Below are 16550 nucleotides of genomic sequence, written 5' to 3'. Positions count from 1 at the left end.
CGGATTGCGCGGGGCAGGGCCTTACAGCGCCTGATGGATCACCATCCCGTCATAGGCGGGGGTGATGTGGTCGGCGGTCTCGGCCTCGACGGTCGCATAGTCAAGATCGATATGCATATTGGTCAGTACCGCCTGTTTCGGTTGCAGCTTTTCAATCCAGCCCAGCGTCTTTTCCAGATGCGCATGGGTCGGGTGCGGCGTGCGGCGCAGGGCGTCGATGACAAGGCAATCCAGCCCCTCCATCGCAGGCCACGCGTCGTCGTAGACCTCGGCCACGTCGGGAAGGTAGGCAAGGTTGCCCATGCGAAATCCCAGCGCGTCGATCGAGCCGTGATTGACCTTGAACGGTTGAAAGGGGATCGGGCCACCGGGTCCGTCAACTTCGAAAGCGCCGTCAATGGATTTCAGATCCAGAATCGGAGGGTAGGGTGAGCCTTCGGGTTGGATAAACGCATATCCAAACCGCCCAAGCAGTGCGTTCTGCGTATCGCCATCAGCCCAGACCGGCACGCGGGATTTCATGTTGAAGACAATCATCCTCAGATCGTCGATGCCATGCACGTGGTCAGCGTGAGAGTGGGTATAGACCACCCCGTCCAACCGACCGGTGCCGGTATCCAGCAACTGGCTGCGCATGTCCGGCGTTGTGTCGATCAGGACCGATGTGGTGCCATCTGGCCCGTCCCGCTCCACCAGCATCGAGCAGCGGCGGCGGATATTGCGCGGGTTCGTTGGGTCGCAGTCACCCCATTGCCCGCCAAGGCGCGGCACGCCGCCAGAGGACCCGCAGCCCAGAATGGTGCACCGCAGCTGGTTCATGCAGCGGCCTTGTACAAAGCGGCCTTCGAGAACAGGCGGTCGAAATTGGCCTGCGTTTGCGCGGCGAATACGGCGTAATCCATGCCGAACACCTCGGCCCCTTTGCGGGCGGTGTGCGCAGTATAGGCAGGCTCATTGCGTTTGCCGCGATAGGGCGGCGGGGCCAGATAGGGCGCGTCGGTTTCGACCAGAATGCGGTCCACGGGCGCGGCGGCGAAGATGTCGCGCAACCCCTGACTTTTGGGGAAGGCAGCTATGCCGGACATGGACAGGTAGAACCCCAAATCCAGAGCAGCCTTGGCCAGCTCGGCGGAGGACGAGAAGCAATGCATGACGCAGGAATAGGGCGCGTTGCGGTATTCCTCGGCCAGAATGCGGGCCATGTCGTCATCGGCGGCGCGGGCGTGGATGATCAGGGGCAGGCCGGTGCGCTGGGCGGCTTCGATATGGATGCGCAGCGATTGTTTCTGCACCTCGGCGCTGTCGGCGGTGTAATGGTAATCCAGTCCGGATTCACCGATGCCCACGAATTTCGGGTGTTGCGCCAAAGCGACCAGCTCATCGACCGTTGCCATTGGCTCGTCTGCGGCACTCATCGGGTGGGTGCCCGCGGCGTAGAAAACCGGAGCGTGGGCCTCGGCGATGGCGCGGACGGAAGGCTCGTTGCGCAAACGGGTGCAGATCGTGACCATGCGGGTCACGCCTGCCTCGGCGGCGTTGGCGATGATCTGGTCCAGTTGCCCCTCGAAATCGGGGAAGTCCAGATGGCAATGGCTGTCGGTGATTTGGGGGGTGTCGCTCATCTGCTCTGACCGGCGGTTTCCTGTATCTTGAACACCGTATCTAGAACCAAAGCGGCAGGGTCAAGGTTCACCGCCTGACCATGGCGTGCACGGGCTGTGATTGTAGCGGCAACCTCGGCCCAGCGCCGCGCCTGATCGGGCGAGGCCGACAGGCGCGCGAGCGTTGCGGCCTCGTTCGGGGCGGCTTCGGGCGCGGGTGGGGTGCCGGTGGCGCCGGTCAAGGCAAGGCGGGACAGGGCGACGTCAATCAAAGTCAGCAGCAATTCGAACCGCTCTGCTGCGCCGCGCTGGGCGGCGGCTTCGGCAAGTGCCAGCGCGCGTTGGCGATCCATGCGGGGCAGGGTGCCAAGAATGGCGATCAATTCGGCGTAAATCTCCAACCCGCCCAGATTGATCAGGCGCACCGCATCACCGACCGACCCGGCAGCCAGCGCGGCCAGATGATCCGGCTGCGCAGGCAGTTCTGCCCCGGTCTGCGCCAATGCGGCCTGCATGTCCTCGGGCCCCAGCGGCGACAAGCGCAGGGTCCGACAGCGCGACCGTATCGTCGGCAACAGGCGCGAGGGTTGGTGCGAGATCAGAAGCAGCGTGGTTCGCGCGGGCGGTTCCTCAAGCATTTTCAACAGCGCATTTGCGGCGCTGACATTCATCTCATCTGCTGAATCCACGATGACCACACGCCGACCGCCATCCGCCGAGGACAGGCCGAAGAACTTGCCCAGCTTACGAATGTCATCCACCACAATCTCACCGCGCAACCGCCCCTGATCGTTTAGCGAGCGTGTGATGGCCGCCAAACCGGGCTCTGCCCCCGCCATGATACGGTGCGAGACCGGGTGATCCAGATCAATATCCAGTGTTTCAGGGGGCGGAGGCGCGCCAAAAAGCCCACCGTCATCAGCAGGGGGCGTTGCCAGCAGGAACCGCGCGATCCGCCAGGCCAACGTCGCCTTCCCAACCCCGCGGGGGCCGGTCAGAAGCCAGCCGTGATGCAGCCGGTCCGAGGTGTAGGCGGTCAGAAACGCCTGTTCCGCCGCGTCCTGCCCGAACAGGCGGGCGGTTTCACGCGGATGCGGCGCGCCGGGCGCCTGATCTGGGGTTGGGGTGTCGTCGCTCATCGTCTATCGCAGGGCTGCCTCGACGATATCTCTCACATCCTGTGCGACGCTGTCCATGTCGCGATTGCCATCGACGACGCGGAACCGGTCAGAGAATTCATCCGCCAAAGCCAGAAACCCGGCGCGCATCTGTTTTTGCAGGGCCGGGCCGAAATCTTCGAACCGTTCCTCGGTGCCTTGACGGCCTTTGGCACGCGACAGGCCGGTGTCCGGGTCCATGTCGATTAACAGGGTCATGTCCGGTTCGCGCCCGATCATCAGATCATGCAACTGATCCACCAGCCCGCGCAGATTGCCGCGCGACAGGCCCTGATACATGCGTGTGCTGTCGGCAAAACGGTCGCAGATCACCACCATGCCATCGGCCAGAGCCGGTTCGATGGTCCGCTCCAGATGGTCGCGGCGGGCGGCGGTGAACAGCAACAACTCGGTTTCCGCCGACCAGCGATCGGGGTCGCCTTCCAGCACCAGCCGACGGATTTCCTCGGCCCCCGGCGAGCCGCCGGGTTCACGCGTCAACACCACCTGATGGCCATCGTCGCGCAGATACTCGGCCAGCATCCGGGCCTGAGTTGATTTGCCTGATCCGTCTATGCCTTCAAAGGTCAGGAATAACCCGCGTTGCGTCACATCGACTCCAGCGGGTTATTGATCACGTCTTTCAGGACAATGCCGCCCACTGTCATCATGCGCACCACGAACCCGCCCAGCGGTACATCTTCGGCCGCGACCAGAGGGCGGCGGATTTCGGGCAGACCTTCGGGTTTGATCACCAGTTCGGCCAGTTGCTGGCCCTTGGTGACGGGCGCATTGATCGGGCCCTCATAGACCACCTCGGCCTCGACATCTTGCGCACCCAGAACGGGGAACAACACGTTCAGATCACCCACGGGCACCAGACCCACGGTCTTTTTTTCGCCCATCCACAGCTTGGCTTCGGCTATCGGCGCTTCTTCGGTGGCAACTGTCCTCTCGACAAAATTTCGAAACGACCAGTTAACCACGGCCTCAGCCTCCTCTGCCCGCTGCGCGGTACTGTCGAGACCCGATAGCACGAAAATCACCCGGCGGTCGCCCTGTTTGGCCGAGCCGACAAGGCCATAGCCCGCCTCTTGCGTGTGGCCGGTTTTCAGCCCGTCGGCCCCGATGTCCAGCCGCAGCAGGGGGTTCCGGTTGCGTTTGTTGGACGGTGCGCGCCCGTCAAATTCAAACTCTTCTTCGGCGAACAGGGGGTAGTATTCCGGGAAATCCGTGATCAGCCTGTCGGCCAGAACCGCCAGATCATGCACCGACATCATATGCCCGGCAGCGGGCCAGCCGTTCGAGTTGGCAAAGTTCGAATTGTCCATACCGATTTGCTTGGCGCGCTGGGTCATGTAGCGGGCAAACCCCGCCTCGGTGCCATCGGGGCTGAGCGCTTCGGCGATCACCACACAGGCGTCATTGCCCGAAAGCACGATGATCCCGCGCAGCAGGTCCTCGACCGTTACGCGATCCTGCGTGTTCAGGAACATGGTCGAGCCGCCATAGCTCATTGCATGTTGGGAAACCGGCAGGGTTTCCTGCAGGGTCAACCGCCCGTCGCGCAGCGCTTCGAACGCGACATACAGCGTCATCAATTTTGACATCGACGCCGGAGGCAAGGGTTGATCGGCGTCTTTCGACAGCAGAACCGTCCCGGTCGTCTGGTCCATCACATAAGCCGCGCGCGCCGAGGTATCGAACGCGTGCGCGGGCAGGGCCAGAACGGCCAGCCCAAGGGTGAATACGGATGTTCGCAATGCGGATAGCACGGGGCGCCTCCTGTTATCAGTTGGACACGGTGAACGCGTCGGTAAAGCCCAAGGCCTTCACGTCGCTCTGGATAGCCTTGCGTTCCGCGCGGGTCGCGGCGGGGCCGACCAGAACCCGCCAGACCGTTTTGTCTTCGGTTTTCAGTTCGCGCACGTCGGCGGTCATGCCGTTCTTGCGAACCTTGTCCGCTGCGGACTTGGCATTGGCCTCGACGCTGAACGTGCCGACCTGAACGAAGGGTTTCGACAGGTTCGAGGGGGCCGCCGCCGTGGCCGCCGCAGCGGCTGCCGGTGTAGGTTCGGCTGCTTCAATCGCGGCGGCTGCGCCTTCGATCGGGTCCAGCGGCGTCTGGGTGATTTCGTCTGGCTGCTTCTTTTGCCACCACTTGCGCTTGGCTGGCTTTTCGGGCGGCGGCGCGACCGGAGCATCGGACAGGCCCGGCGCGGCGGCTGCACTGGCTTCCGGTGCAGCGGCATCGACCGCCGTCTCTGCCGCGTCCTCAGCTGCGGACCCTGCTGCTGCGGCGGCGGCACCGGCTGCGCCTGCCGCGGCTGCGGGTTCCTTACGTTGCCACCATTTCCGCTTGGCGGGCTTTTCCTCGGCCGCGGTATCCGGCGCGGTTTCGGCTGCCGCGACCTCGGCCTCGTCACTGGTTGTTTCCGCTTCGGGGGCGGGTTCCTCGGCAGGTGGCTTCTGTTCGACCTCTTCGCGGCGCAGGGCAACGACACTGACGCGGGTTGGGGCACCGGCCAGCATTCCCAATTCCTCTGCTGCCGCCGAGGATACCTGCAGCGCCGGACCCGGCAAATTGCGTTCCCGCCGGAACAGCGCGCCGGTGATGGTTTTGTTGTTGGCGGTGTTCTTGATCAGCACGCGTTCGGGCTGCTTGACGTCAGGATGTGCGACCCAGATACCGCCCAGCGATGGACGCCCGTCCCACAAACCTGCCTCGGTGACGGAAAACACATCCGGCGCCTCGACATCACGTTGCGAGGCGCTGGTGACCTGAGGCAGCAACTCGATCTTCGAGTCGTCCCCGGATTTTGCGCCATCTTCAGACGCGTTCTGTGATTGTAAAACTTCCTCACACCCGGACAAAACGGTCAAAGTCACAGCCAAAACAGCCAGTCCTCGCGATCTTGCGCGTGTCTGTGTTGCTCGCTTCATCTTTTCATCCCTTGCCTGAAAGGGCCTCGTTTTTCCGAGCCCCGCCGCAGGGCCGGTTCTGCGCGCCAGCCTGCTACGGTCTTACCGCCAGAGCATAACGCGGGCGAGGTGTCATGGAAAGACTGCTGCGCAGGCTTCGGCAAGATTTCCCGATTTCGACTTGCCTCTGATTTCAGTTGGCCTTAGACCCTGCCTTCGACGGGGAGGTGGCAGAGTGGTCGAATGCGGCGGTCTTGAAAACCGTTGAACGTGAGAGCGTTCCCAGGGTTCGAATCCCTGTCTCCCCGCCACTCCAAAATCCGTATCGTACTGTTTGGGCATTCCGCCCTACGGCCCCCCACGTCAGCACAGCACCTTTCGGGTATTTTTGATAATCCCTCGCGCTTTTCTGCACTAACCTAACTCCACTTTGTGGAGGTCAAGGCACAGAGAAGGCCAATAGGTCCAAAGCCGCTGAGTCGAACGCAGGTCACAGCGTGCGCGCCAACACCCCGGCAAAGTCTGCAACAGGGGCGCAACGCGAGGGACTCCATGACTGCTTCATCTATCGGAACGCCAGAGCAACTTCGTGATCCGAACTATTTTCCTGCCATATATCGTGCCGTGCCGTTGGGCATTCAGCATGTGCTGGCCATGTTTGTCTCGAACGTCACGCCAGCGATTATCGTTGCCGGGGCCGCCGGTTTTGGCTTTGGCTCGAACAGTCCGGATTTCCCGGAACTGCTGTACCTGATCCAGATGTCGATGCTGTTTGCAGGCGTTGCTACGCTGTTGCAGACGGTCACCATCGGCCCGGTCGGGGCGGCCTTGCCCATCGTGCAGGGGACGTCCTTTGCCTTTATCCCGATCATGATACCGCTGGTCGCCGGAAAGGGCGTCGACGGTCTGGCCGCCTTGTTCGGAGGCGTCATAATCGGCGGCCTTTTCCATGCCTTGCTGGGTACTGTGATCGGCAGAATCCGCTTTGCCCTGCCGCCTTTGGTCACAGGTCTTGTCGTGACAATGATCGGGCTTGCATTGGTGAAAGTCGGCATCGAATACGCCGCCGGTGGTGTTCCGGCCAAGGCTTCGGGGTCTGAAACCTACGGCTCATTGTCCAGCTGGGCCCCGGCGCTGATCGTTGTGTTTGTCACATTGGGGCTGAAGTTCTTTGCCCGCGGGATGCTGTCTGTCTCGGCTGTGCTGATCGGCATTCTTGTCGGATATGTCTATTGCATCCTCGTCGGGAAGCTGCCGCTCGAGGCGATTTCGGGTTCGTGGGAACGGTCTGCGGCTTTCGCGCTGCCACAGCCATTCAAGTATGGGTTCGAGTTCTCTCTGGCCGCTGTGATCGGCTTTTGCCTTATGGCCTTTGTTTCAGCGGTTGAAACCGTTGGTGACGTCTCCGGGATCACGAAAGGTGGGGCGGGCCGCGAAGCGACGGATAAGGAGATTCAGGGCGCGACCTTTGCCGATGGTTTCGGCACCGCCATTGCCGGTATCTTCGGCGGGTTTCCCAACACCTCGTTCAGCCAGAACGTGGGCCTGATTGCGATGACCGGGTTGATGAGCCGACATGTCGTGACCATCGGAGCCATATTCCTGATCATCTGCGGATTGGTCCCGAAAGTCGGTGGCATCATTCGCACCGTCCCGATCGAAGTGCTGGGCGGCGGGGTCATCGTCATGTTCGGGATGGTTGTCGCCGCCGGTGTTTCGATGCTGTCCGATGTGGTCTGGAACCGTCGGAACATGGTGATCTTCGCGGTCTCGCTGTCGATTGGCCTTGGGCTTCAGCTAGAGGTCATGAATGTCGCGCCGGGTTCGGCCAACGCGCTGCAGCACCTGCCGGATACGCTGCGAGTTCTGGGTGCGTCGGGGATCTTACCTGCGGCCCTGATCGCCATTGTCCTGAACCTGATCCTGCCAGAGACATTGGCGGATGAAGCGACCGAGGAGGTTTCTGGCGGTATGTCAGGACATGGTCGCGGCGAGTTGGTGAAAGACGATCACGCCTGACATTTGACCGGCGGGCGATGGCTTTGTTCCTGTCAGGGAACCGGCTGTCGCCCAATCCTGCTCAGACAAGGCGCGGGGACTGCGACGTTTGGGTGTTAGGAACCCTGCAAGAATTCGGTGTCGAAGCTGATGCGTTTGCGTGTTCCGCAATCCGCCAAAACCTCCAGCCCGTCATCATGCAAGCTTATGGAGTGAACCGGAGAACCCGCAGGCCAGGCAATTGCGCCGATCACGTGTTTAACAACGGCAGAGCGGGCCGGAGATAGCTGCAAAGCACCGGGCCCGGACAGTGCCTTTTCGCGATCAGGTCCCAAAACATGCCCGGCCGCGCCTTCTTCGATGCCCAGGCAGCCAAAATGACGGCCCGACCACGGCGGATAATCCCGCCCTCCGTTCGAGTGCCACAGCATCGTCATGGGCAGGTATTCAGAACGCTTGAGCGAAAGGAACAGATCACCCTCGATCGGTCTGGTGACGGCTGTCCAGCCCAACCCGCCACCGGGTGCATCGAGACCGGCAACAAAATCCTCATGTCTTTGGAACCAGGGATAGCGCGTCAAATCTGTGGTGCCGTCCTGCGACGGGAAACGCGTTGGATCGTCACTGGACGCAGGGTAGACCAAGCCCGACCTGCCGCGTTTCGGGTCGGTTTCCTGTGGTGTCGCAGGCGTCATCCAGCGGGATTTGGCAGAGGTCCGGATAAAGCCACCATTTGGCAGAGAGATATTCGCATGATTGGCCACCGGGACCGACCCGGACCCGCCCACAAGCGTATGTTTTTGATAAACAAAGGGGTGATCCGGGCGCAGTGAAAGCTCTTTGATGACTTCCGCATCGTTGACGCGGTGATCCAACCGGGCTGACAATTGGTCCGGCGACAGATCAATGATCGACCAGCATGCGTTTGCAGGCCAACCATGCAGGGGTGCCCCGTCTTTTTCTTGCCCAAACGGTGCGCAGAAAAAATCTCCTCCCAGCTTGTATAGATGGGGCGCTAGCCCATCGGGAAGGGCCTCGTCCATTCCGACCCAAGGCGCGCGGTGCAACGGGGATATCCCAGCGTCGCCGTCCATCACCGTGAAGCTTTTGATCATGCCGATGCTGGTGTCGAACGACAGTCGGATGCCATCTGCATTCAGGTTGATCGTGTCTTCGGACATGGGACCGCCTTGTGGTTTTGGGCGCTGTTCGTCTTGAGGGCTGCGCGTCCGGTGAGATTATTCTTCAAACCAAAACGAAAACTCTGCCACCTTCAATCTTCGTCTCATAAGTTCCAAGTTTTGCACAGGCAGGGGCGCGCAAGGCTTGGCCCGAACGGTAATCGAAAATCCCGTTATGTTTGGGGCACTCGATCTCGTAATCCATCACCAGGCCATCGGCCAGATGAACCTGTTCATGAGTGCATAAACCGTCTGTGCAAAAGAAATCTCCGTCCGGGCCACGGACAATTGCAAAAGTTCGACCGACGTGGTCCCAGCGAATGACATCCTCTTCTTCAACGTCATCAATGGCGATTGCTTCGACCCAGGGCATGTTGGGCTCCTACCTTTTTAATCGTCACTGCTCCGGTCTGGCACATGGGAATGCAGATGTTCCTTGTAGGGCTGCGCCGTTTGCGGCAGCGTTTTCCTTAACGCATAGCCGGGGTCAGAGCGTTGACGCATCACGGCCCCCATCATCTCTTTGTAGGCGTCCCGGATTGAGGTGTTGGGCGCGGGAAGGTCATCTTTGATTTCCTCGTGCAGGGCAGGAAGCGCGTAATAGGGCACCATCGGGAACATGTGGTGTTCTACATGATAGTTCATGTTCCAATACAGCCAGCGGCTGATCGGGTTCATGTAGACCGTGCGGGAATTCAGCCGGTGGTCAATGACGTCCTCGGGCAAGCCGCCATGTTGCAACAGGCCGGTCATGACGAAATGCCAGCACCCGTAAACGCGCGGCCCTCCGATCAGCAGGATGGGGATTGTCGATTTCCAGCCCATGCCGTTTGCCAGCATGAACGCGGATACCAGCAACACGACCGCGTAGATGAGCATATGGATCCGCGCCCAGAACACGGCCTTTGGCCATTCGGATTGCGGGATGTAGTCCTTCTCGTCCGGCGACAAATACCCCAGCGCATTGCGGAACAGGACCTTGAGTGACAGCCAGGTGTCGTATATGCCGACAAACGCCAGTGCCTTCAGCATCAGGTTGATCGGATGCATCCAGGCGATTTCCGGATCGCGGCCCACGATCAGCGTATCGGTGTGATGACGCGCGTGGCTCCACCGCCAGTTCACAGGGTTCCTCATGATCTGAAAGGATGCGATGTGATACACAACATCGTTCATCCAGCGCGTTCGAAAGGCCGTCCCATGACCGCACTCGTGCCAACGGCTGTCGCAGGCCGAGCCATAGACCACGCCATAGGCCAGCCAGAACGGGACCGAAAGCCAGCTTCCCCAGAAGAAGATGCCCCCGGCGGCGAGCAAAATGTGAAGCCCAACCCACAATGCGGTGTCGCGCAAGGCAGGGCCGTCGCGGCGTTTCATGAGGGATTTCATCGTCTTGCGGGGGACGGTGCTGTGATACCACTCTGCTGCCGCAAGCCCGATCTCCTGCGCTTTTTTGCCGGTCTCGCCAGTCAGGGAATAATCCCGAACTGTTTCGGGCAAGGGCCCATGTTGAAGCGTGTCGGTCATCGGTTTACGCCGTCGTTATGGTTCTACCAATCGCAGGCCGTGTTGAGTGATCAGACGGCCTGTCCGGTCCACTGACAGCTTTGGCACATCACCCTGTCGCATCAAGTGCCATGGCCATCAGATTACATCAGCTATTTTCGGGTCATATCGCGTTTGGGCTCAGCAGAGGCGTAATTTAGAAAAACAAGACCGCTAAAATGATGTAATTTGATGCCTCAAAACAAGACGAGCGGCTTTTATCGTGCCAGTATGGTCCGCGACAAAGCAATCGATTGAGGTCTGCAAGCGCATGACGCGCGCCACAATTGCTGACATATCCAAACGGGCCGGGGTCTCGACGGCGACCGTCGACCGGGCGCTGAACGGGCGCAAGGGCGTCAGCGCCGCCAACCGGCAGCGTGTGATGCGGGCGGCCCGGCTTTTAGGGTATCTCCCGTCCGAGGGTATTCTGGCGCTGCCCTCGCGACCTGCGCGGCTCAGCTTTCTCATCCCGACTGGCGGCAATACGTTCCTACAGGATATGGCCGGGGCCATCACGCGGTTCTCGGACGCTCAGCCCTTGGTCGAAAGTTGCAGAATACAGGTGCTGGACGGCATAGGCCCGGACCCGCTGATCGAGGCTTTGGACAACCTGCCGCCAGATACCGACGGGATCGGTGTCGTGGCAACAGACGACCCGCGCAGCCGGGATGCCCTGCGGCGGATGTGTGAATCCGGTATTCGTGTGGTCACTTTAGCGTCGGATGTGCTGGCAACGCCGCGCTCAGGGTATGTCGGCGTTAACAACATGGTCGCCGGGCGCACGGCGGCTCAGATACTGGGTATGTCTGCCAGCGACCGCGCCGGAGATGTTGCGGTCTTCTTTGGAACGCATGCGTATCACGGACACAGCGAGCGGGAATTGGGGTTTCGGTCCTGCCTGTCCGCATATTACCCGACGCTTACCGCTTTGCCATCAGTCGAGACCGGTGAGAATGGAGAGCGTTTGTATCGCGAATTGACACGGCTTTATCGTTCCGGCGCGCGTGTGGTTGGGGTCTATTGCGTGGGGGCGGGGCGGAAGGGTCTGGTGCAGGCGCTTGAAACCATCCCGCAAGCCGAACGGCCCCTTGTCGTCATGCACGACCTGACAGAGGACACGCGGCGCTGGTTGGCCGAAGGGTTGATTCATGCGGTGATCGACCAGAACGCTCATCTTATCGGGGAACAAGCTGTCATTCGTCTGCTTGGGGCAATTGCGTCGGGGCCTGTCCAATTGCCGATGGAGCATATCGAGCCGAGGATCATTCTGAGGGAAAATATTCCAGCCGGTCGGGTGCCGGCATGAGTATCCCGCTGCAAGATATGGCGCTTGTCGTCACCGGAGCCGCTAAAGGCATCGGGCGGGCAATCGCGTGCCGGGCCGCTGCGCAGGGCGTTCGCCAGATTTTGGCGACGGACAGAGATCAGGCCGGTTTGCTAAGCCTTGCAGCGGAATTGTCGGGCGTCGCCCGGACCCAGACCTTTGTCGCGGATCTTGCCGAAGCTGGCGCTTGTGCGGATGTCGCGGCGGCAGCGCGGGCCGCTTTTGGTCGGATTGATGGCCTTGTGAACGCTGCGGGACTAACGAACCGCGCCAGTTTTCTTGACGGAACAGCGCAGGATTTCGACAAGATTTTTTCGGTCAACGCCCGCGCGCCTTTTCTGCTGATGGGGGAAGCGATCCGGGACATGCAAGCGCGTGGGTCTGGCGGAGGGATCATGAACATTCAATCCATGAATGCCCATTGCGGCGCGGCGGATCTGGCAATCTATGCGGCGTCGAAAGGGGCGTTGCAGACATTGACCAAGAATGCGGCCAACGCGCATCTGCACGATGGTATTCGCGTAAACGGGATCAATCTGGGTTGGGCGCTGACTGAGTCCGAGCATGAAACGCAAACCGGTGCTTTGGGCCAAGCGCAGGATTGGGCAGAGCAGGCAGGGCAGGGGCTTCCGCTGGGCCGGTTGCTGATGCCCGACGAAGCGGCTCGGTTGGCCGTATTCCTACTAAGCCCTGAATCATTTCCGATGACCGGCGTATGTGTCGATCTTGAACAGTCGGTTCTGGGCGCGCCGCGCTAGGTTACCTACCGCCTGTTTTGGGCGGCGCGGTGCTGGCCCGTTCGATCAGTTCAACAGGAACCGGGGCTTCCGGTTCATTTGCGCCAAGCCCCGACGAGAGCCGATCAAGCAGAAGTTTTGCGGCCCGTTGACCCAAAAAGTGCCGGTTCTGACGGATCGTGGTCAGTGCGGGCACATAATATTCCGACATCTCGATGTCGTCGAAACCCACAACAGACATATCCTCGGGCACCCGAACACCACCAGCCTGAAGCCCGGCGATCAGCCCAAATGCCACCATATCGGCCGAGCAGAATACAGCTGTGGGCCTGTCGTCCATCGCCAGAATGCGCGCGGCGGCCTCGTGTCCGGATTCGAGCGAGAAATCACCGCGAATGATCCACTCGGTCGGGGCAGGCAGGCCAAGACGTGCGCGCTCAGACACCATACCCTCTCGACGTGCGCTTGTCAGAACATTGCCCTGCGGCCCGGTGACATGAGCGATTTTTTCGTGGCCGAGGTTGTGCAGATGGCGGATTGCCAGCCGGGCCCCCTCGACATTGTCGCTTTTGACCACCGGAAAAGACTGGTCTTCGACCCATTCGCACAAGAACACAATTTTGTCTCGGGCTCCGGCCTGAATGCACCTGTTCAGCACTGTGTCCGACAACTGACCATCCAGCGAAATCGCGCCGTCGATACGCCCGTCCAGGAAATACTCGGCCAGAGTAGAATCGTGGATCGGATTGCTTTCCGTATCCGTAATCAGAACTGCATAACCGGTGCCGGAAAACGCCTCGCTGATGCCCGCCAGAATGCCGGAATAGAAGGGTTTGCCCAAATTCGGGACAAGGACCAGAACCGCATTCGCGCGCTGCATCCTGAGGTTTCTGGCCGCCTGGTTTGCCCTGTAGCCCGTGCTCTGGATCGCCTGCATGACCGCATCTTTGGTGGATTTCTTGACGACATCAGGGTTGGACAGAACCCGGCTGACGGTGGCCGTGGACACCCTGGCGGCGCGGGCGACATCTTGGATGGTTGCGGGTTTCTGGATCATGGGTCCTGGTTGCAAAGTGAGATTTCGGTTGACTCGAATCCCTGACACTGTCGATTATGTAATCGATTTCAAGGATTGAAAAGGGCGAATTTCTGCAAATGTAATCGTTTGCAGGTGTTTAATTCGCAATCGGGGGAATGCAATGATCCGTGCCGCCAAAGCTGGCAAAGACGACCTGTGGACCGGGGTGGCGGTTTGACTGCCGCTGCCCGGTTCGACTTCTCCGGCGCGCAGGTCGCCGTGATCGGTGCCAGCCGGGGTGGCATTGGGGCAGCCATTGCCCGCGCGTTCAAAGACGCCGGTGCCGAGGTCGAAATCACAGGGGCCGAGCCAGAGTGCCTGCCCGAAGACGCCGCCCGGTTCCCCTATACCCAGCTCGACGTCGTGGACACTGACGCGGTCGAAGCATTTGGTCGCGACCGCCTTGAATTGGATGTGCTGGTGAATTGCGCAGCGATCACGCGGCGAGGCGAGGAAATGGAGCCCGGATTCTTCAGCCATGTGCTGGATGTGAATCTGGTCGGAACCATGCGATGCGCGCGGGCGTTGCATACCGCGCTTCTGGCCCGAAAGGGTCGGGTGATCAATATCGCGTCGATGTATGCCCGCTTTGGATCACCGCAAAACCCGGCCTATGGCTCGTCCAAAGCGGGGGTCGAGCAATTGACCAAATCCCTGGCGGTCGCATGGGCGGCAGACGGAATTCGCGTGAACGCCATCGCGCCGGGGTTCATCGTGACCGAACAATCCGCAAGGGCCAGACAGGATCCGAAATTCGTCGACGCAGTCGAGGCGCGAACGCCGATGTCCCGATGGGGAATGCCCGCCGATATCGTCGGCGCGGCGTTGTTCCTGGCCTCGGACGCAGCCGCATTTGTAACCGGCATCTGCATGCCCGTGGACGGAGGATACTCGGTTGTCTGAAGGAGGTGATAATGTCTGATGTCTCGGCCATCCGCGCGGCAGTGATTGGAACCGGCTTTATCGGAACGGTTCACGTGCAGGCCCTGCGCCGTCTTGGAGTGCAGGTTGTTGGCGTGCTCGGGTCGTCAGCGGAACGGGGATCGGCGCGGGCTGCTGAGATTGGGGTCCATCAAGCGTATCCTTCGTTGGAGGCCTTGCTGGCAGATAACAGTGTCGATGTGGTCCACGTCACGTCCCCGAACCACGCCCATTTCCCGCAGGTCATGGCGATCCTGAAAGCCGGAAAGCACGTGATCTGTGAAAAGCCACTGGCAATGACCAGTCATCAATCGGCTGAGATGGTGGAGATGGCCGCCGCGTCGGGGAAGGTTTGCGCGGTATGCTACAACATCCGCTTTTACCCCCTGAACCAGCAAGCCCATGGAATGGTCGCTCAGGGGGAACTGGGGCGCATCCGCTTTGTGACCGGCCACTATCATCAGGACTGGCTGGCAAAGCCAACGGACTGGAACTGGCGGTTGCAGGCCGACAAAGGGGGCGCGTTGCGCTCGGTCGGGGATATCGGCACCCACTGGGTTGATCTGACGAGTTTTGTCACAGGGCTGAAAGCCAAATCCGTTTTTGCCGACCTGACGACCTTTCTGCCCGAACGGCAGCGACCGACCGGCCCGGTTGAGACATTTTCCAGCGCCGAAGGGACAACCGAAACTGTGGCCGTCGATACCGACGATGCCTCGGCGATCATGATCCGGTACGAGGGCGGCGCGAAGGGTGTGATGACCACCTCTCAGATCAATATCGGGCGCAAGAACTTATTGGTTTGGGATGTTGCAGGCAGCGCGGCCAGTGCGGCGTGGAACAGCGAAACGCCGGATCACCTGTTCATCGGGCATCGCGACGACGCCAATCAGATATTGATGCGGGATTTCACGCTGATGAATGCCACGGGTACCCGTGCCGCAACCTTGCCGCCCGGTCATGTCGAAGGATTTGCGGACAGTTTCTTCAACTTCTTCCGTGCCGTTTACACTGACGTCTGCGCGGGCAAGCGCGGGCCGGACAGCACCTGGGCGACGTTTGAGGATGGCCATTATGAAATGCGGTTCTGCGATGCCGTGGTGAAATCGGCCCGTGAAGATCGCTGGGTCGATCTGGACGAGGTTTAAGGGGGGCAACATGAAACTTGGACTGCTGACCGCGCCATTCGAAGATACGGACCTAATGGACGTCGCCACATGGGCATCTGGCAATGGGTTTTCGGCGCTCGAGATCGCATGTTGGCCGTCCTCCGGCGGTGAAAAGCGGCGCTATGCGGGCACGAGCCACATCAATGTCGATGGGCTGACAACCGCGCAGGGCAAGGAGATCGTGGATGCGCTGACCGGAATGGGTATCGAAATCTCGGGCCTTGGATATTACCCCAACCCACTGCACGCCGATGCGTCGCACCGGGATGAGGTTATCGAGCACCTGAAAAAGGTAATAACAGCCGCAGGCACGATGGGCCTGTCGGTGGTCAACACCTTTGTCGGCGGCGACAGAACCCTGAATGTGGACCAGAACTGGGCGCGGGCGCAGCAGATTATCTCACCCATCGTCGATCATGCCCGTGGGCAGGGTGTTCGCCTGTGCTTTGAAAACTGCCCGATGATCTTCAGCTACGATGAATGGCCCGGCGGTCATAACATCGCCTATTCGCCGAAGATCTGGCGCAGGATTTTCGAGGAATGGGGCGAGGATGTCGGGATGAATTTCGACCCGTCCCACCTGATCTGGCAGTTCATCGATCAGACCCGGTTCATCAAGGAATTCGGCCCCAATATCGCGCATGTCCACGCCAAGGACCTGATGGTGGATCACGACGGGCTTTATGAACACGGGATCATGTCGGCGGGCATGGGGTGGCAGGTGCCGCGCCTTTGCGGTCTGGGCGATGTCGACTGGTCCGACTTTTTCTCGGGCCTTTACCGGGTTGGATACGATGGCCCTGTCATCATCGAGCATGAGGACAGGCTGTTTGAAGGGACCGACGAAAAGGTAAAGCGCGGGTTCTTGCTGGCACGCGACGTGCTGCAACCGTTCATCAAATAGAAGGGCGAAA

16 protein-coding genes and 1 tRNA gene are annotated in these 16550 nt (G+C 60.5%); 7 read left to right on the top strand and 10 right to left on the bottom strand.

Going from position 1 to position 16550, the window contains the following annotated elements:
* Positions 1 to 21 precede the first annotated feature (21 nt).
* From ACR0MO_RS06330 to ACR0MO_RS06305, 6 genes are read right to left on the bottom strand one after another with little or no spacing between them, the layout of a single operon-like run.
* Positions 22 to 819 carry an MBL fold metallo-hydrolase gene (locus ACR0MO_RS06330; protein WP_170451864.1) on the bottom strand — a complete coding sequence of 266 codons (798 nt, stop codon included), beginning with the start codon at positions 817 to 819 and terminating at the stop codon, positions 22 to 24.
* Complete coding sequence (locus ACR0MO_RS06325) at positions 816 to 1622, bottom strand: TatD family hydrolase (protein ID WP_480890208.1); 807 nt, start codon at positions 1620 to 1622, stop codon at positions 816 to 818. The genes ACR0MO_RS06330 and ACR0MO_RS06325 overlap by 4 nt, the downstream gene beginning before the upstream one ends.
* On the bottom strand, positions 1619 to 2740 hold the full coding sequence (locus ACR0MO_RS06320; protein ID WP_480890205.1) for a DNA polymerase III subunit delta': 1122 nt from the start codon (positions 2738 to 2740) through the stop codon (positions 1619 to 1621). Before ACR0MO_RS06320 ends, ACR0MO_RS06325 begins: the two co-directional genes overlap by 4 nt.
* 3 nt (positions 2741 to 2743) lie before the next feature.
* On the bottom strand, positions 2744 to 3370 hold the full coding sequence (tmk, locus tag ACR0MO_RS06315; RefSeq protein WP_170451857.1) for a dTMP kinase: 627 nt from the start codon (positions 3368 to 3370) through the stop codon (positions 2744 to 2746).
* Positions 3367 to 4533 (bottom strand): D-alanyl-D-alanine carboxypeptidase family protein, encoded by a 1167-nt coding sequence (locus ACR0MO_RS06310; RefSeq protein WP_480890202.1) that lies wholly within the window; start codon positions 4531 to 4533, stop codon positions 3367 to 3369. The genes tmk and ACR0MO_RS06310 overlap by 4 nt, the downstream gene beginning before the upstream one ends.
* A gap of 16 nt (positions 4534 to 4549) precedes the next feature.
* On the bottom strand, positions 4550 to 5701 hold the full coding sequence (locus ACR0MO_RS06305) for an SPOR domain-containing protein (protein ID WP_170523634.1): 1152 nt from the start codon (positions 5699 to 5701) through the stop codon (positions 4550 to 4552).
* Between the two features lie 200 nt (positions 5702 to 5901).
* On the opposite strand from ACR0MO_RS06305, the gene ACR0MO_RS06300 reads away from it, so the two are divergent.
* Both ACR0MO_RS06300 and ACR0MO_RS06295 read left to right on the top strand, forming a co-directional pair.
* Positions 5902 to 5991 (top strand) — tRNA-Ser (locus ACR0MO_RS06300).
* A gap of 241 nt (positions 5992 to 6232) precedes the next feature.
* Positions 6233 to 7699: a nucleobase:cation symporter-2 family protein gene (locus ACR0MO_RS06295; RefSeq protein WP_170621419.1), complete on the top strand. Its 1467-nt coding sequence runs from the start codon at positions 6233 to 6235 to the stop codon at positions 7697 to 7699.
* 95 nt (positions 7700 to 7794) lie between these two features.
* Here the strand turns inward: ACR0MO_RS06295 and ACR0MO_RS06290 are convergent, their stop codons facing one another.
* The 3 genes from ACR0MO_RS06290 to ACR0MO_RS06280 form a co-directional block, all read right to left on the bottom strand.
* Complete coding sequence (locus ACR0MO_RS06290) at positions 7795 to 8859, bottom strand: hypothetical protein (protein ID WP_480890199.1); 1065 nt, start codon at positions 8857 to 8859, stop codon at positions 7795 to 7797.
* Between the two features lie 64 nt (positions 8860 to 8923).
* Positions 8924 to 9232 carry a MocE family 2Fe-2S type ferredoxin gene (locus ACR0MO_RS06285; protein WP_170451846.1) on the bottom strand — a complete coding sequence of 103 codons (309 nt, stop codon included), beginning with the start codon at positions 9230 to 9232 and terminating at the stop codon, positions 8924 to 8926.
* A gap of 17 nt (positions 9233 to 9249) precedes the next feature.
* Positions 9250 to 10386 carry a fatty acid desaturase family protein gene (locus tag ACR0MO_RS06280; protein ID WP_480890196.1) on the bottom strand — a complete coding sequence of 379 codons (1137 nt, stop codon included), beginning with the start codon at positions 10384 to 10386 and terminating at the stop codon, positions 9250 to 9252.
* 289 nt (positions 10387 to 10675) lie between these two features.
* On the opposite strand from ACR0MO_RS06280, the gene ACR0MO_RS06275 reads away from it, so the two are divergent.
* Both ACR0MO_RS06275 and ACR0MO_RS06270 read left to right on the top strand, forming a co-directional pair.
* Positions 10676 to 11713 carry a LacI family DNA-binding transcriptional regulator gene (locus ACR0MO_RS06275; RefSeq protein ID WP_170517394.1) on the top strand — a complete coding sequence of 346 codons (1038 nt, stop codon included), beginning with the start codon at positions 10676 to 10678 and terminating at the stop codon, positions 11711 to 11713.
* On the top strand, positions 11710 to 12489 hold the full coding sequence (locus ACR0MO_RS06270; RefSeq protein ID WP_480890193.1) for an oxidoreductase: 780 nt from the start codon (positions 11710 to 11712) through the stop codon (positions 12487 to 12489). Before ACR0MO_RS06275 ends, ACR0MO_RS06270 begins: the two co-directional genes overlap by 4 nt.
* A 1-nt stretch (position 12490) precedes the next feature.
* On the opposite strand, the gene ACR0MO_RS06265 is transcribed toward ACR0MO_RS06270, so the two are convergent.
* Positions 12491 to 13525, bottom strand: a complete 1035-nt coding sequence (locus ACR0MO_RS06265) for a LacI family DNA-binding transcriptional regulator (protein WP_170621428.1) — start codon at positions 13523 to 13525, stop codon at positions 12491 to 12493.
* Between the two features lie 195 nt (positions 13526 to 13720).
* On the opposite strand from ACR0MO_RS06265, the gene ACR0MO_RS06260 reads away from it, so the two are divergent.
* The 3 genes from ACR0MO_RS06260 to ACR0MO_RS06250 are packed head-to-tail and all read left to right on the top strand — an operon-like array spanning position 13721 to position 16540.
* Positions 13721 to 14449 carry an SDR family oxidoreductase gene (locus ACR0MO_RS06260; protein WP_170621430.1) on the top strand — a complete coding sequence of 243 codons (729 nt, stop codon included), beginning with the start codon at positions 13721 to 13723 and terminating at the stop codon, positions 14447 to 14449.
* Positions 14450 to 14460: 11 nt separating this feature from the next.
* Positions 14461 to 15615, top strand: coding sequence for a Gfo/Idh/MocA family protein (locus tag ACR0MO_RS06255; RefSeq protein ID WP_480890191.1), 1155 nt, complete (start codon positions 14461 to 14463; stop codon positions 15613 to 15615).
* Between the two features lie 10 nt (positions 15616 to 15625).
* Entirely contained in the window at positions 15626 to 16540 is a 915-nt protein-coding gene (locus tag ACR0MO_RS06250) for a sugar phosphate isomerase/epimerase family protein (RefSeq protein WP_480890188.1), read from the top strand.
* The last annotated feature ends 10 nt before the right edge of the window (positions 16541 to 16550 follow it).

The organism is Ruegeria sp. K5 (assembly GCF_056531805.1).
Note: the sequence above shows the minus strand (reverse complement) of the source record. Positions and strands in the feature narration are given on the sequence as shown.

Bases quoted from the DNA above. Each gene is read 5' to 3' on its own strand.
- ACR0MO_RS06280 (WP_480890196.1), bottom strand. From the start codon at position 10,386: ATGACCGACACGCTTCAACATGGGCCCTTGCCCGAAACAGTTCGGGAT.
- ACR0MO_RS06305 (WP_170523634.1), bottom strand. From the start codon at position 5,701: ATGAAGCGAGCAACACAGACACGCGCAAGATCGCGAGGACTGGCTGTT.
- ACR0MO_RS06250 (WP_480890188.1), top strand. From the start codon at position 15,626: ATGAAACTTGGACTGCTGACCGCGCCATTCGAAGATACGGACCTAATG.
- ACR0MO_RS06295 (WP_170621419.1), top strand. From the start codon at position 6,233: ATGACTGCTTCATCTATCGGAACGCCAGAGCAACTTCGTGATCCGAAC.
- ACR0MO_RS06285 (WP_170451846.1), bottom strand. From the start codon at position 9,232: ATGCCCTGGGTCGAAGCAATCGCCATTGATGACGTTGAAGAAGAGGAT.
- ACR0MO_RS06270 (WP_480890193.1), top strand. From the start codon at position 11,710: ATGAGTATCCCGCTGCAAGATATGGCGCTTGTCGTCACCGGAGCCGCT.
- ACR0MO_RS06325 (WP_480890208.1), bottom strand. From the start codon at position 1,622: ATGAGCGACACCCCCCAAATCACCGACAGCCATTGCCATCTGGACTTC.
- ACR0MO_RS06265 (WP_170621428.1), bottom strand. From the start codon at position 13,525: ATGATCCAGAAACCCGCAACCATCCAAGATGTCGCCCGCGCCGCCAGG.
- ACR0MO_RS06320 (WP_480890205.1), bottom strand. From the start codon at position 2,740: ATGAGCGACGACACCCCAACCCCAGATCAGGCGCCCGGCGCGCCGCAT.
- ACR0MO_RS06330 (WP_170451864.1), bottom strand. From the start codon at position 819: ATGAACCAGCTGCGGTGCACCATTCTGGGCTGCGGGTCCTCTGGCGGC.
- ACR0MO_RS06290 (WP_480890199.1), bottom strand. From the start codon at position 8,859: ATGTCCGAAGACACGATCAACCTGAATGCAGATGGCATCCGACTGTCG.
- ACR0MO_RS06255 (WP_480890191.1), top strand. From the start codon at position 14,461: ATGTCTGATGTCTCGGCCATCCGCGCGGCAGTGATTGGAACCGGCTTT.
- ACR0MO_RS06275 (WP_170517394.1), top strand. From the start codon at position 10,676: ATGACGCGCGCCACAATTGCTGACATATCCAAACGGGCCGGGGTCTCG.